Annotated in this window: 10 protein-coding genes and 1 tRNA gene; 2 read left to right on the top strand and 9 right to left on the bottom strand. The window is 68.2% G+C overall.

The features are described 5' to 3' along the window. The first annotated feature begins 51 nt into the window (after nucleotides 1-51). A complete protein-coding gene (locus OP79_RS18330) occupies nucleotides 52-1,569 on the top strand; it encodes a serine/threonine-protein kinase (RefSeq protein WP_033321317.1) in 1,518 nt (505 codons plus the stop codon). Between the two features lie 135 nt (nucleotides 1,570-1,704). On the opposite strand, the gene OP79_RS18325 is transcribed toward OP79_RS18330, so the two are convergent. Beyond that, nucleotides 1,705-3,126 carry a hypothetical protein gene (locus tag OP79_RS18325; RefSeq protein ID WP_245685357.1) on the bottom strand — a complete coding sequence of 474 codons (1,422 nt, stop codon included), beginning with the start codon at nucleotides 3,124-3,126 and terminating at the stop codon, nucleotides 1,705-1,707. A 207-nt stretch (nucleotides 3,127-3,333) separates the two neighbouring features. Further along, complete coding sequence (locus OP79_RS56420; RefSeq protein ID WP_003999697.1) at nucleotides 3,334-3,462, bottom strand: DLW-39 family protein; 129 nt, start codon at nucleotides 3,460-3,462, stop codon at nucleotides 3,334-3,336. Between the two features lie 344 nt (nucleotides 3,463-3,806). On the opposite strand from OP79_RS56420, the gene OP79_RS18320 reads away from it, so the two are divergent. Next, nucleotides 3,807-4,121 (top strand): DUF6344 domain-containing protein, encoded by a 315-nt coding sequence (locus OP79_RS18320; protein ID WP_308429631.1) that lies wholly within the window; start codon nucleotides 3,807-3,809, stop codon nucleotides 4,119-4,121. A gap of 106 nt (nucleotides 4,122-4,227) precedes the next feature. Here the strand turns inward: OP79_RS18320 and OP79_RS18315 are convergent. The 7 genes from OP79_RS18315 to gnd all read right to left on the bottom strand — a co-directional run bounded on the left by OP79_RS18315 (nucleotide 4,228) and on the right by gnd (nucleotide 12,846). Then, a tRNA-Ile gene (locus OP79_RS18315) sits at nucleotides 4,228-4,301 on the bottom strand. A gap of 165 nt (nucleotides 4,302-4,466) precedes the next feature. Beyond that, nucleotides 4,467-5,195, bottom strand: coding sequence for a DUF3566 domain-containing protein (locus tag OP79_RS51025; protein WP_078491858.1), 729 nt, complete (start codon nucleotides 5,193-5,195; stop codon nucleotides 4,467-4,469). Nucleotides 5,196-5,213: 18 nt separating this feature from the next. Further along, nucleotides 5,214-7,805 (bottom strand): DNA gyrase subunit A, encoded by a 2,592-nt coding sequence (gene gyrA, locus OP79_RS18305; protein ID WP_033321314.1) that lies wholly within the window; start codon nucleotides 7,803-7,805, stop codon nucleotides 5,214-5,216. A 42-nt stretch (nucleotides 7,806-7,847) separates the two neighbouring features. Continuing rightward, the gene (gyrB, locus tag OP79_RS18300) at nucleotides 7,848-9,890 is read right to left on the bottom strand and encodes a DNA topoisomerase (ATP-hydrolyzing) subunit B (RefSeq protein WP_211270816.1); all 2,043 of its coding nucleotides are present in this window, start codon (nucleotides 9,888-9,890) and stop codon (nucleotides 7,848-7,850) included. Between the two features lie 310 nt (nucleotides 9,891-10,200). After that, complete coding sequence (locus OP79_RS18295; RefSeq protein WP_033321312.1) at nucleotides 10,201-10,743, bottom strand: DciA family protein; 543 nt, start codon at nucleotides 10,741-10,743, stop codon at nucleotides 10,201-10,203. Further along, complete coding sequence (gene recF / locus OP79_RS18290) at nucleotides 10,740-11,864, bottom strand: DNA replication/repair protein RecF (protein ID WP_033321311.1); 1,125 nt, start codon at nucleotides 11,862-11,864, stop codon at nucleotides 10,740-10,742. The genes OP79_RS18295 and recF overlap by 4 nt, the downstream gene beginning before the upstream one ends. 106 nt (nucleotides 11,865-11,970) lie before the next feature. Continuing rightward, nucleotides 11,971-12,846, bottom strand: coding sequence for a phosphogluconate dehydrogenase (NAD(+)-dependent, decarboxylating) (gnd, locus tag OP79_RS18285; RefSeq protein ID WP_033321310.1), 876 nt, complete (start codon nucleotides 12,844-12,846; stop codon nucleotides 11,971-11,973). Nucleotides 12,847-12,891 lie beyond the last annotated feature (45 nt).

The raw sequence follows: 12,891 nt of genomic DNA, 5'->3' as shown, positions 1-12,891 counted from the left end.
CTCTCGATGAGGCCGCCGTGCCGACCGCCGAAGGGGGAGCGACGCACGACCATGGGTGAGGTCTTCGCCGGCCGGTACGAACTGGTCGATCCGATCGGACGCGGGGGAGTCGGTGCGGTCTGGCGCGCCTGGGACCACCGGCGGCGCCGGTATGTGGCCGCCAAGGTTCTGCAACAGAGCGACGCGCACGCGCTGTTGCGCTTCGTGCGGGAGCAGGCGCTGCGGATCGATCATCCGCATGTGCTTGCTCCCGCCAGCTGGGCGGCCGACGACGACAAGGTCCTGTTCACCATGGACCTGGTCGGCGGAGGCTCGCTGGTTCATCTGGTCGGGGATTACGGTCCCCTGCCGCCGACGTTCGTCTGCACTCTGCTCGACCAGCTGCTGGCGGGGCTTGCCGCGGTGCACGCGGAGGGGGTCGTGCATCGCGATGTCAAGCCTGCCAACATCCTGCTGGAGGCGACCGGAACGGGCCGCCCGCGGCTGCGGCTGTCCGACTTCGGCATCGCTATGCGCCTGGGTGAGCCACGGCTGACGGAGACCAACTATGTGGTGGGGACGCCTGGTTACCTCGCGCCCGAGCAACTGCTCGGTGAGGAGCCGGACTTCCCCGCCGACTTGTTCGCCGTGGGGCTGGTCGCCCTCTATCTGCTGGAGGGCGCCAGACCCGATGCCAAGGCGCTCATCGAGTACTTCGCGGCGCACGGCACCCCGGGTGCCCCGAAGGGCGTTCCGGAGCCGCTGTGGCAGGTTGTGGCGGCCCTGGTGCAGCCGGACCCACGGGCGCGGTTCCGCACCGCCACGGGGGCGCGCAAGGCGCTCGCCTCGGCCAGGGAGCTTCTGCAGGACCCCGGCCCCGACGACGAAGTGATCGAGATCTTCGACCAACTCGGCCCACTTCCACCGGGGTTCGGCCCGGAGGGTCCGCTCCCCGCGGGGTCCGGCCCGGGCGGCACACTCCCGACCACGCCTGACCGTGAGCAGACCAGCACTCCTCAGCACCCCGGCCCTGGCCACGGCAGCGCGACTCAGCACACCAACGCCGGCACCGCGCCGCCACATCCACAGACGGGTGCCGTCTCGACTCCGGCCCGCGCGGGCGCCGTACCCCATGACAGCACCCCCACGCCCGACGCCGTACCGCCTCCCCCGGCCCCCGATGCCGTACCCCCACAGCCCTCCCCGAAGTCCACGATGTCGGACACCGGCAGCTTCCACCTGCCGCCTCCGCATCAGCCCCAGCAACCAGCGCAGCCACAGCCCGAGCAGGCCCCCACTCCTCCCAGCTCGTTCGCGCTCCCGGCTCCCGCCCATGCTCCGTCGTACGGACCCACGCATGTGCCCTCCCCCCAGGCCGCGACCCCCGCGTCGCAGCCGCACGCATTCGCCTCTACTGGTTCGTACACCGCTCGCGACGTTCAGGTTCCGCCTCAGCCGCAACCAGTTGCGCGGCACCGTGGCAGGCGCGCGCTCCGGCGCCCCGGGCCGCCCGCGCAGGTGGCGATTCCGGTGCTGCTGCTCGCGCTGGTCTGCTTCGCGGTCGGGTTCTGGGCCCTGACTCAGATCTGAGCCCGCGAGGCCCGGATCTGAGCCCGCGAGGCCCGGATCTGAGCCCGCAAGGCCTGGACCTGAGGTCGCGGAGAACCGGACCTGAGTCGGCGAAGCCCGGCTCGAGTCGGCCAGGCCCCGGCCTGAGTCGGCGAACTACCGGGCCCGCGGCGGCTCGTACTCCCGCGCGACCGCACCGCCGGCCATCGCTGCCGCCCCATCCGCCCGTCGCCGGGCGACCACAGTCCACACCCCGAGCCCCAACACGAGCACGCTCCCCGCGCCGATCCCGCCCGCGGCCACCAGCCTCATCGTTGTGTCGCTGTCCCCGCCGTCACGTCCGTCCGCCGCCGCGGCCCCGCTCGGCGCCGCGCCCTTGTCCCCCGCTGTGACGTCGAACACACCGCGAGGCCTGGCCACCCCCGCGTACGCCGGCTCGGCGCCCGCCGCACCGCTCACCCGCACACGCAGCGTCAGCCCGAGCGGCCCGTCGCCGAACTTGTCGGCCGCCTCGGCGCCGAGATGCACGGCGAGGTAGTACCAGCCGGCGAACCGCATCCCGCTGACCTGGTTGTCGACGGTGTACCGGTTCTCGTACGCGACCGCCGGCAGCGGCTCCAGGGCGGCCGACTTCGGTGTGCCGTCGTATCCGGTGTCGGCGTCGTCCACGAAGGCGCGCACGGGGTTGTAGAGCGACATGACGAGGGCGTTGCCCAGGAAGCCGTCGCCGTCGGCCGCGCCCAGTTCGGCCGTGGCGTAGAACTGTTGCCCCCAGTCGACCGGGATCCGGTAGAAGCGCGTCTGCCCGGCCCGGATGCCGTCTTTCCAGACGCCCTGTCCGAGGGCGCGCGCTTCGTTGAAGCTCGTGCCGCCTCTGCGGTTCTTCGGCGTGCCGCTGACGGGCTTGGGGGTGGCGGAGTTCCAGGTCTCGGGGGCGGTCGTCGGGCCGGTCCTCTTCAGGGCGGGCTCGGACACGTACTGAAGCTCCAGGCTCCAGTCGTCCGGCGAGGAATCGGCTCGGCTGGTGCGCTCCACGACCACGGTGTACGTCCCTGCCGTCCGGCAGGCGTACCCGCCGGCCCGGCGCGACGCCCAGGCGGTGAGGGGGCGCGGGCTCTCGGTGGGCCCGAAGCGGGCTACCTCGGCGTCTCCGGAGAAGCAACTGTGGCCGTCGGGGTCCTGGAGGGAGACCTTGAGGCCGTCCGAGGAGGCGACGTTCGTCCCCGTTCCGGGGAGGGCGGTGGCCGAGACGTACGCGTTGGAGACGTTGTCGAGCTGGAGGCGGTAGTAGACCTTCTCGTTGTTCTGGACGGAGCTCTTGTAGGTCTCGCCCGGGGTCAGTTGTACGGCTTCGGCCGCGTTCGGCGCACCATCGATCCGCTGGGCGTCCTCGGCGAAGACGTACGGATCAGGCGTACCGGCTGCCATCCCCTGGCCGCGCGCCTGCCCCTGCGCCGGTCCGGGCAGCACCGCGACCGCGCACAGCACCGCCACGCAGGTCAAGGCCGTACGGCCGCGCCACCACCCCGTGCGCCGCCCCATCACGCGCCACCCCTCGTCGTAGCCCTGGATCGTCACCCACCGGGCTCCCGCGGACCGGCATCGTCACGCCCCGGACACCGCGAAGCCCCGACCATCCTGCCCCGCCCGCCACCGCGCCATCCCCCGCTTCGGCGACGCAAGCGCTTCCTGTGGGGGACACGTGGAGGAACACGAAGACATGTGGACAACGAAAACCCCGACCGCGAGGGCGGCCGGGGTCTGTACTGAGACTGTCGTCGGTACTCACGAACCCGTGGGCACGGAGTCAGTCGCCTCCGTCCACAGATCCTGCTCGGCGCGATCCGCCTGGATCTGGCGGTACACGAGGAGCCCGCCGATGGCGGCCAGTGCGACCAGGAGAAGCTTCTTCACCGCGCGACCTCGTCTTTCCTTGACGTAGGGGACTTCTGGCGCCCGACTATACACACCGACCGATACCGATCGGTGACCTGCGTCGGCCCTCAACTCCCGCCCGGCACACAGCCGTAGAAGCGGACGCCATGGCTCCGACCGCAGAGCGACAACTCGCCACATTCTGTAATTTTCAGCGCCTTCATCCACTCTACGGACCTCTTGGGTCCATCCGGGTGGTGTTCATCTGAAGAGCGATGCGCCACGAGCGTCGGTCCACCACTTCGCGGCTCTCCTACACATCATGAGGAAAGTACGCAAATCACCCAACCCGAAAGTGAGGGACCGTGGCCAGGAACAAGGTCATGAAGCTGTGGACCGCCGTCATCACCGCCTTCATCGCACTGTGCACGACGCTCGGACTCGTCACGACGGCCGGCGCGGCCACCGCTGTACCTCAGACCGAGTCCGCCCGCAATGCGAGCCCCACGGTCACGGCCCCCGCGATGTCCGGCTGGGCCCTGTCCTTCAGCCGCACCCTGCCTCCCACCATGAAGCAACGCATCCACGCCGAGGCCCACGGCTCCGCCCCCAACTGCCGCCACCGCCCGCCGACGGACGTGGAGACCCCGTCCGAGGCCCAGGAGGCGGCGGACTCCGCCACCCCGTGCACGACCTGATGTAGCCGCCGAATGCCCCTCGCAACCTCACAGCCGGGCGAACTTGCGTACGCCACCGGACACGAAGAAGACCCCCAACCACAACTGGTTGGGGGTCTTCGTGGTGTGGGGCTAACAGGATTTGAACCTGTGGCCTCATCCTTATCAGGGATGCGCTCTAACCAACTGAGCTATAGCCCCGCCGCGCTTTGCGGTGTACATCCCGCGCGCTGACCTCTGAAGATTAGCGCACCTCCGGGTCAGTCCCAAAATCGATATCCGAGGTGGCCTCTTGCCTGCCCGGACAGCGTTGGAGCGCATCCCTGACAAGGATGCGCTCACACCGCCAAGAGGTCCCGAAGACGGTTACTCGTCCTCCGCGAGCGTCAGCTCGATGCCGCCGACGAAGCCCGCGGAGAGGTTGTAGATGAACGCGCCGAGGGTGGCGAGCGCGGTGGCGAGGACGACGTCGATGACCGCGATGATCGACGTGAAGATGAGCACGCGCGGCAGCGACAGGAAGGACTGCAGATCGAAGCCGTTGGACTCGTTCGAGCCCGTGGCCTCGGAGATCGTGCCGCCCACCGTGGAGAAGACGCCCATGGCGTCCATGACCATCCACAGCACCGCGGACGCGACGATCGTGCAGATGCCGAGCGCGATGGAGAGCAGGAAGCTGACCTTCATCACCGACCAGGGGTCGGCCTTGGCCACCCGAAGGCGCGCCTTGCGGGTGCGAGGTGTCGTACTCGCCCCGGTGCGCGGCCGGCGGACGGCGCCGGCCGCCGGCGGCGGTGACGGTGGCGGCGGCTGTGTCGGGTACGCCTGCGGCGGGTGGTACGGCTGAGCGGGCTGCTGGGACTGCCGCTCGCCGGGCAACGGCGAACCGGAAGCCGGGGGCACCGGCGCGCCTGGGGCCGCGCCCGCCGCGTACTGCGGCGTCTGCGCGCCTCGGGTGTCCGTCACAGTTGCCCCCTGGGATCCATGTGCGTCATGGGAGTCATTGGAGTCGTGGGAGTCCTTCGCATCCATGGCGGGGCCACGGCCGCCGTCCGTCTCCGTACCGGTCGATCCGGCGCCCGTGGCTCCGCTCACGATGACTCACTCCTCGCGCTACTCGGCCGTGGACTCGTCGCCCTCGTCCGTCGTGCCGTCGACCGTGTCGGCCTCGTCCGATTCGTCGACGTCCACAGCGTCGACCTCCTCGGCCTCGCGACCGGCCTCGGCGTTCCGAGCGATACCGACGACGGCATCGCGCTTGCCCAGGTTGATCAGTTGGACGCCCATGGTGTCACGGCCCGTCTCCCTGATCTCGTTGACCCGTGTACGAATCACACCGCCCGACAGCGTGATGGCGAGGATCTCGTCCGTCTCCTCGACCACCAGCGCGCCGACGAGCGATCCACGGTCCTCCACGATCTTGGCGGCCTTGATGCCGAGGCCACCGCGACCCTGGACGCGGTACTCGTCGACGGGCGTCCGCTTCGCGTACCCACCGTCGGTGGCAGTGAACACGAACGTACCTGTTCGAACAACATTCATCGAGAGCAGCTCGTCGCCCTCACGGAAACTCATGCCCTTCACACCCGAGGTCGCACGGCCCATGGGGCGCAGGGCGTCATCGGTCGCCGTGAACCTGATCGACTGCGCCTTCTTGCTGATCAGAAGCAGATCGTCCTCGGCCGAAACCAGCTCGGCACCGATCAGTTCATCGTCGGAACCGGCCTCTGTTTCACGGAGGTTGATCGCGATGACGCCGCCGGAACGCGGGGAATCGTAATCTTTGAGAGGCGTCTTCTTTACCAGCCCCCCCTTGGTGGCCAGTACGAGATAAGGCGCCGCTTCGTAGTCGCGGATCGCGAGGATCTCGGCGATCGCCTCGTCCGGCTGGAAGGCCAGCAGGTTCGCGACGTGCTGTCCGCGCGCGTCCCGGCCGGCGTCCGGCAGCTCGTACGCCTTGGCCCGGTAGACGCGGCCCTTGTTGGTGAAGAACAGCAGCCAGTGGTGCGTCGTCGACACGAAGAAGTGGTCGACGATGTCGTCTTCCTTGAGCTTTGTGCCGCGTACGCCCTTGCCGCCACGCTTCTGGGAGCGGTAGTCGTCGGTTTTTGTGCGCTTGACGTAGCCGCCGCGCGAGATGGTGACGACGATGTCCTCTTCTGCGATCAAGTCCTCCATGGACATGTCGCCGTCGAAGGGCACCAGCTTGGAGCGGCGGTCGTCGGCGAACTTCTCGACGATCGCGGCGAGTTCCTCGCTGATGATGCCGCGCTGGCGGACCGGCGAGGCGAGGATCGCGTTGTACTCGGTGATCTTCGCCTGGAGTTCGTCGTGCTCCTGGACGATCTTCTGGCGCTCCAGGGCGGCGAGGCGCCGCAGCTGCATCTCGAGGATGGCGTTGGCCTGGATCTCGTCGATCTCCAGGAGGCCCATCAGGCCCTCTCGCGCGATCTCGACGGTGTCACTGCGCCGGATCAGTGCGATGACGTCGTCGATGGCGTCCAGGGCCTTCAGAAGGCCACGCAGGATGTGCGCGCGCTCCTCGGCCTTGCGCAGCCTGAAGCGCGTACGACGGACGATGACCTCGATCTGGTGGCTCACCCAGTGGCGGATGAACGCGTCGAGCGACAGCGTGCGCGGCACGCCGTCCACCAGCGCCAGCATGTTGGCGCCGAAGTTCGTCTGCAGATCGGTGTGCTTGTAGAGGTTGTTCAGTACGACCTTGGCGACCGCGTCCCGCTTCAGGACGATGACCAGGCGCTGGCCGGTACGGGACGAGGTCTCGTCGCGTACGTCCGCGATGCCGCCGATCTTGCCGTCCTTCACGAGGTCGGCGATCTTCTGCGCGAGGTTGTCCGGGTTGACCTGGTAGGGGAGCTCGGTGACCACCAGGCACTGGCGGTTCTGGATCTCCTCGACCTCGACGACCGCACGCATCGTGATGGAGCCGCGGCCCGTGCGGTAGGCCTCCTCGATGCCTTTTCGGCCCACTACCAGAGCACCACTCGGGAAATCGGGTCCCTTGATGCGCTCGATCAGAGCGTCCAGAAGCTCCTCGTGGGAGGCGTCGGGGTTCTCCAGATACCACTGGGCGCCGGCCGCGACCTCGCGCAGGTTGTGCGGCGGGATGTTGGTGGCCATGCCGACCGCGATGCCCGCCGAGCCGTTGATCAGCAGGTTCGGGAAGCGGGCCGGCAGGACCGTCGGCTCCTGGGAGCGGCCGTCGTAGTTGTCCGTGAAGTCGACGGTCTCCTCGTCGATGTCGCGGACCATCTCCATGGACTGCGGCATCAACTTGCACTCGGTGTACCGCATGGCCGCGGCCGGGTCGTTGCCCGGAGAGCCGAAGTTGCCGTTGGAGTCCACCAGCGGCATCCGCATCGACCACGGCTGCGCGAGGCGGACCAGCGCGTCGTAGATCGAGGAGTCGCCGTGCGGGTGGTAGTTGCCCATGACGTCGCCGACGACGCGGGCGCACTTGTAGAAGCCCTTCTCGGGCCGGTAGCCGCCGTCGTACATGGCGTACAGCACACGGCGGTGGACGGGCTTGAGACCGTCCCGTACGTCCGGCAGCGCGCGCGAGACGATGACGGACATCGCGTAGTCGAGGTAGGAGCGCTGCATCTCCGTCTCGAGCCCGACAGGCTCGACGCGCAGGGCCAGGCCCTCGTCCACAGGCGTGACTGGAATGTTCTCGTCGGTCATTGCTGGTGAAGATCCTTTCTGGTGCGGTCAGCTGAGACCGACTCAGATGTCGAGGAACCGGACGTCCTTGGCGTTGCGCTGGATGAACTGGCGGCGCGCCTCGACGTCCTCGCCCATCAGGACCGAGAACAGGTCGTCGGCCTGGGCGGCGTCGTCGAGCGTGACCTGGCCGAGGACGCGGTGCTCCTGGTCCATGGTCGTGATGCGCAGCTCCTCGGCGTTCATCTCGCCGAGACCCTTGAAGCGCTGGACCGAGTCGTCACGGATGCGCTTGCCGTTCTGCCGGCCGAGCTCGATCAGCGCGTCGCGCTCGCGGTCCGAGTACGCGTACTCGAAGTCGTCCCGGCCCCACTTGATCTTGTAGAGCGGGGGGCGCGACAGGAAGACGTGACCCGCCTCGACCAGCGGCCGCATGAAGCGGAACAGGAACGTCAGCAGCAGGGTGTTGATGTGCTGGCCGTCGACGTCGGCGTCCGCCATCAGGATGATCTTGTGATAGCGGAGCCTCTCGATGTCGAAGTCCTCGTGGACTCCGGTGCCGAAGGCCGAGATCAGCGCCTGGATCTCCTGGTTCTGCAGGATCTTGTCGATCCGTGCCTTCTCGACGTTGAGGATCTTGCCTCGGATCGGGAGGATCGCCTGGTACTCGGGGTTGCGGCCGGACTTGGCGGAGCCGCCGGCGGAGTCACCCTCGACGATGAAGATCTCGCACTTGGTGGGGTCGTTCGACTGGCAGTCGGAGAGCTTGCCCGGCAGGGACGCCGACTCCAGCAGGCCCTTGCGGCGCGTCAGATCGCGCGCCTTGCGGGCCGCCACGCGCGCGGTGGCCGCCTGGATGCCCTTGCGGACGATGTCCGCGGCCTCGGTCGGGTTGCGGTCCAGCCAGTCGTTGAGGTGCTCGTAGACGACCTTCTGGACGAAGGTCTTCACCTCGGTGTTGCCCAGCTTGGTCTTGGTCTGGCCCTCGAACTGGGGCTCGCTCAGCTTGACCGAGATGATCGCGGTCAGACCCTCGCGGATGTCGTCACCCGTGAGGTTGTCGTCCTTCTCACGCAGCAGCTTCTTGTCGCGCGCGTACTTGTTGACCAGGTTCGTCAGCGCGGCACGGAAACCCTCTTCGTGCGTACCGCCCTCATGCGTGTGGATGATGTTGGCGAAGGAGTACACACCCTCGCTGTAACCGCTGTTCCACTGCATCGCGAGTTCGAGGGAAAGGCTCTTGTCCTTGTCCTCGGCCTCGAGGTCGATCACGGTGGGATGCACCACGTCTCCCTTGCGGGAGTTGAGGTACTTCACGAAATCGACGATGCCGCCCTCGTAGTGGTACGAGACGCTCTTGACCTCGTGCTTCTCGTCTTCGCCCGCCTCGTCCGCCCCGGCTGTGGCCTTCGCCGACTCGCGCTCGTCGGTGAGGTTGATCCTCAGCCCCTTGTTGAGGAACGCCATCTCCTGGAAACGCCGCGAGAGAGTCTCGAAAGAGTACTCGGTGGTCTCGAAGATGTCCGGGTCGGCCCAGAAGGTGACCGTGGTGCCGTGCTCGTCCGTGGCCTCGTGCTTGGCAAGCGGGGCCGTCGGGACCCCCAACTTGTAGTCCTGCGTCCAGCGATAGCCGTCGGTCTTGATCTCGACGGAGACCTTGCTCGACAGGGCGTTCACGACGGAGACACCCACGCCGTGCAGACCGCCGGAGACCGCGTAGCCGCCGCCGCCGAACTTTCCGCCCGCGTGCAGGACCGTCAGCACGACCTCGACGGCCGGCTTGCCCTCGGAGGGGACGATGCCGACCGGGATGCCACGACCGTTGTCGACAACCCGCACGCCGCCGTCGGCGAGGATCGTGACGTCGATGGTGTCCGCGTGGCCGGCCAGCGCCTCGTCGACGGAGTTGTCGACGACCTCTTGCACCAGGTGGTGCAGTCCGCGCTCACCGGTCGAGCCGATGTACATGCCGGGTCGCTTGCGGACCGCGTCCAGACCCTCGAGGACGGTGATGGCACTGGCGTCGTACAACGAGGCTGTGACCTCGCCGTTCGCGCCGGCGTCGGTGGACGGGATGTTCTCGTTGGGGTTGCCGGAATCGGCCACGAAGCGCCCTTTCTGGCACAGCACAGACCAAGCTCTCAGCGGATGGCCGGAGCGGCTGCGGCGTGTTGCGTTGGTAAGCCTTAGTCAGCGTTGCTCGGTGTGTCCCACAAGTGGGGCGGGATTAGCCTCCAGTCTACCGGTAGCGCCGACAGTGATGGGCGTTTGCCGGTACCTGAGTCCGCATGTGCCGCCCTGAACCGGACTCGGCCGACTCCCCATACGTCGACCGGGAGTCCAAGAGGCTCACAGCGGCACTCAGCGCTTCGGGATGCCAACCCCGCGCTACGAACGGCATACCGCCCGGTCTGGCTCACTCGTAGGTGTCGCCGGGACCCTTGCTGCCGGGCGCGCGCAGGGGGCCGAAGCGGCGGACGGGCCCCCCGGGACCATGCACCTTGATCAACCGCACCGTGCCGTGGCCGAGGTCCTCGTTCAGGCGGGCCACCAGCTGCGGGGCGAGCAGGCGCAGATTCGTCGCCCAGGCCGTGGAATCGCACCGTACGACGAGGATCCGCTCGTCCTCGTCGTACTTCTCCGGTACGCAGTGCTTGGCCAGGTCGTCCCCGACGATCTGAGGCCACCGGCCCATGACCCCGCCCACAGCGGCCGGAGTCTCCCAACCGCGCTCGGTGATCAGCCGGTTGATGGCGGAGCCGAGCGCCATCGGATCGCGGCCGTCGGCGCGCGCGCCGGAGCGCAGGCCACCACGCCGCGCCTGCTTCTTCTGCTGCGCCGCGTCCCCACGCGCGCGTGCCTGCTCTTTCGCCGCGCGCAGGGCCACACGCGCGAGGTCCACGCCGGACGGTTCGGGAGACTTGGGGCTCTTCTCCGGTTCCGGTGTGTTTTTGCTCATACGCGCTCCACCGTGCCCTCCGCCACCACGTACCGCGTCCCCGTCAGCACGGCCGGTACATCGTCGTCGACCGCCGCCGTCACCAGGACCTGCTCACCCGGCGCGACCAACTCGGCAAGACGTTCGCGGCGTCGGGTGTCCAGCTCGGCGAACACATCGTCGAGGACCAGCACCGGCTCATTGCCCTCGGCCCGCAACAGGTCGTACGAGGCCAGGCGCAGCGCCAGCGCGTACGACCAGGACTCACCGTGTGACGCATATCCCTTCGCGGGCATCTGGCCAAGTTTGAGCAGCAGTTCGTCCCTGTGCGGGCCGACCAGCGTGACGCCCCGCTCGATCTCCTGCTTACGGGACTCCGCCAGGGCCGCCATCAGCTGCTCGTACAGCTCCTCGCGCCCGTGGCCGACGATTTCGGGCGAGGAGGGCTTGTACTCCAGGGCAACGGGGCCGCCACCGGGCGCCAGCTGCTCGTACGCCTTGTCGGCCAGCGGCTGAAGCGCGGCTATCAGATCGAGCCGCTGCGCGAGCAATTCGGCGCCCACGCGCGCGAGATGCTGGTCCCACACGTCGAGTGTGGACAGATCCATGGATCGGCCGCCGTGGCGGCGGGCCAGCGCGGCCGATTTCAGGAGCGTGTTCCGCTGCCTGAGTACGCGCTCGTAGTCGGAGCGCACGCCCGCCATGCGCGGGGCGCGCGCGGTGATCAGCTCGTCGAGGAAGCGTCGGCGCTCGCCCGGGTCGCCTTTGACGAGCGCAAGATCCTCGGGGGCGAACAGCACGGTTCGTACGATGCCGAGTACGTCACGGGGTCTGACCTGCGACGACCTGTTGATACGGGCGCGATTCGCCTTTCCGGGGTTCAGCTCCAGCTCGACGAGCTGCTGGCGCTCGCCCTGCCGGACCTGCGCCCGGATGATCGCGCGGTCCGCACCCACCCGTACAAGAGGCGCATCGGAGGAGACGCGATGGCTGCCGAGGGTCGCCAGATAGCCGACCGCCTCGACGAGGTTCGTCTTGCCCTGCCCGTTGGGGCCCACGAACGCCGTGACGCCCGGATCGAGCGCGACCTCGACCCGGGCGTACGAGCGGAAGTCGGCCAGCGACAGATGCGTGACGTGCATGGTCGTTCGCCGACCTCCCCCAACGTGATGCTTCCGGTTGCCTCCGGCCTGTCCCCTGCTTGTGGACGACCGGGCCACCCCAGGTGTGAAGAACCCGGGATGTGGACTACTTCTTCTCGACCGAGTGGCCGCCAAACTGGTTCCGCAGCGCCGCGATCATCTTCATCTGCGGCGAATCGTCCTGCCGGGACGAGAAGCGCGCGAAGAGCGACGCGGTGATCGCCGGCAGCGGAACCGCGTTGTCGATGGCGGCTTCCACAGTCCAGCGGCCCTCTCCGGAATCCTGTGCATAACCCTTGAGCTGCTCCAGGTGCTCGTCCTCGTCGAGGGCGTTGACCGCCAGGTCGAGCAGCCAGGAGCGGATGACGGTGCCCTCCTGCCAGGAGCGGAAGACCTCGCGTACGTCGGTGACGGAGTCGACGGCCTGCAGGAGCTCCCAGCCCTCGGCGTAGGCCTGCATCATCGCGTACTCGATGCCGTTGTGGACCATCTTCGCGAAGTGCCCGGCGCCCACCTTGCCCGCGTGCACGGCGCCCGCGTCGCCCTCCGGCTTGAGCGCGTCGAAGACCGGCCGCACCTTGGCTATGTTCTCGGCGTCGCCGCCGTACATCAGCGCATAGCCGTTCTCCAGGCCCCAGACGCCGCCCGAGACGCCGCAGTCGACGAAGCCGATGCCCTTGGCCGCCAGCTCCTCGGCGTGCCTCTCGTCATCCGTCCAGCGCGAATTGCCGCCGTCCACGACGACGTCGCCGGGCTCCAGGAGATCGGCGAGCTCGTCGATGGTGGACTGGGTCGCCGCCCCGGCCGGGACCATCACCCACACCACGCGAGGAGCGTCGAGCTTGCCCACAAGCTCCTCGATGCTGTGGACATCGGCGAGGTCCGGGTTGCGGTCGTATCCGAAGACGGTGTGACCTGCGCGGCGTATGCGCTCGCGCATATTGCCGCCCATCTTGCCTAGACCGACGAGACCGAGCTCCATCAGGGTGTTCCTTCACTGACGACGTGGCGTGAGGGCACTTTCGTA

The organism is Streptomyces yerevanensis (assembly GCF_000716805.1).
In the GTDB taxonomy this organism is placed as follows: domain Bacteria; phylum Actinomycetota; class Actinomycetes; order Streptomycetales; family Streptomycetaceae; genus Streptomyces; species Streptomyces flaveus.
This window is presented reverse-complemented; position numbering and strand designations above follow the sequence as displayed.

What these genes read in the sequence shown, in the direction of transcription:
- OP79_RS18295 (WP_033321312.1), bottom strand. Translation starts at nt 10,743, where the DNA reads ATGAGCAAAAACACACCGGAACCGGAGAAGAGCCCCAAGTCTCCCGAA.
- OP79_RS18330 (WP_033321317.1), top strand. Translation starts at nt 52, where the DNA reads ATGGGTGAGGTCTTCGCCGGCCGGTACGAACTGGTCGATCCGATCGGA.
- OP79_RS18320 (WP_308429631.1), top strand. Translation starts at nt 3,807, where the DNA reads ATGAAGCTGTGGACCGCCGTCATCACCGCCTTCATCGCACTGTGCACG.
- gyrA (WP_033321314.1), bottom strand. Translation starts at nt 7,805, where the DNA reads ATGACCGACGAGAACATTCCAGTCACGCCTGTGGACGAGGGCCTGGCC.
- gnd (WP_033321310.1), bottom strand. Translation starts at nt 12,846, where the DNA reads ATGGAGCTCGGTCTCGTCGGTCTAGGCAAGATGGGCGGCAATATGCGC.
- recF (WP_033321311.1), bottom strand. Translation starts at nt 11,864, where the DNA reads ATGCACGTCACGCATCTGTCGCTGGCCGACTTCCGCTCGTACGCCCGG.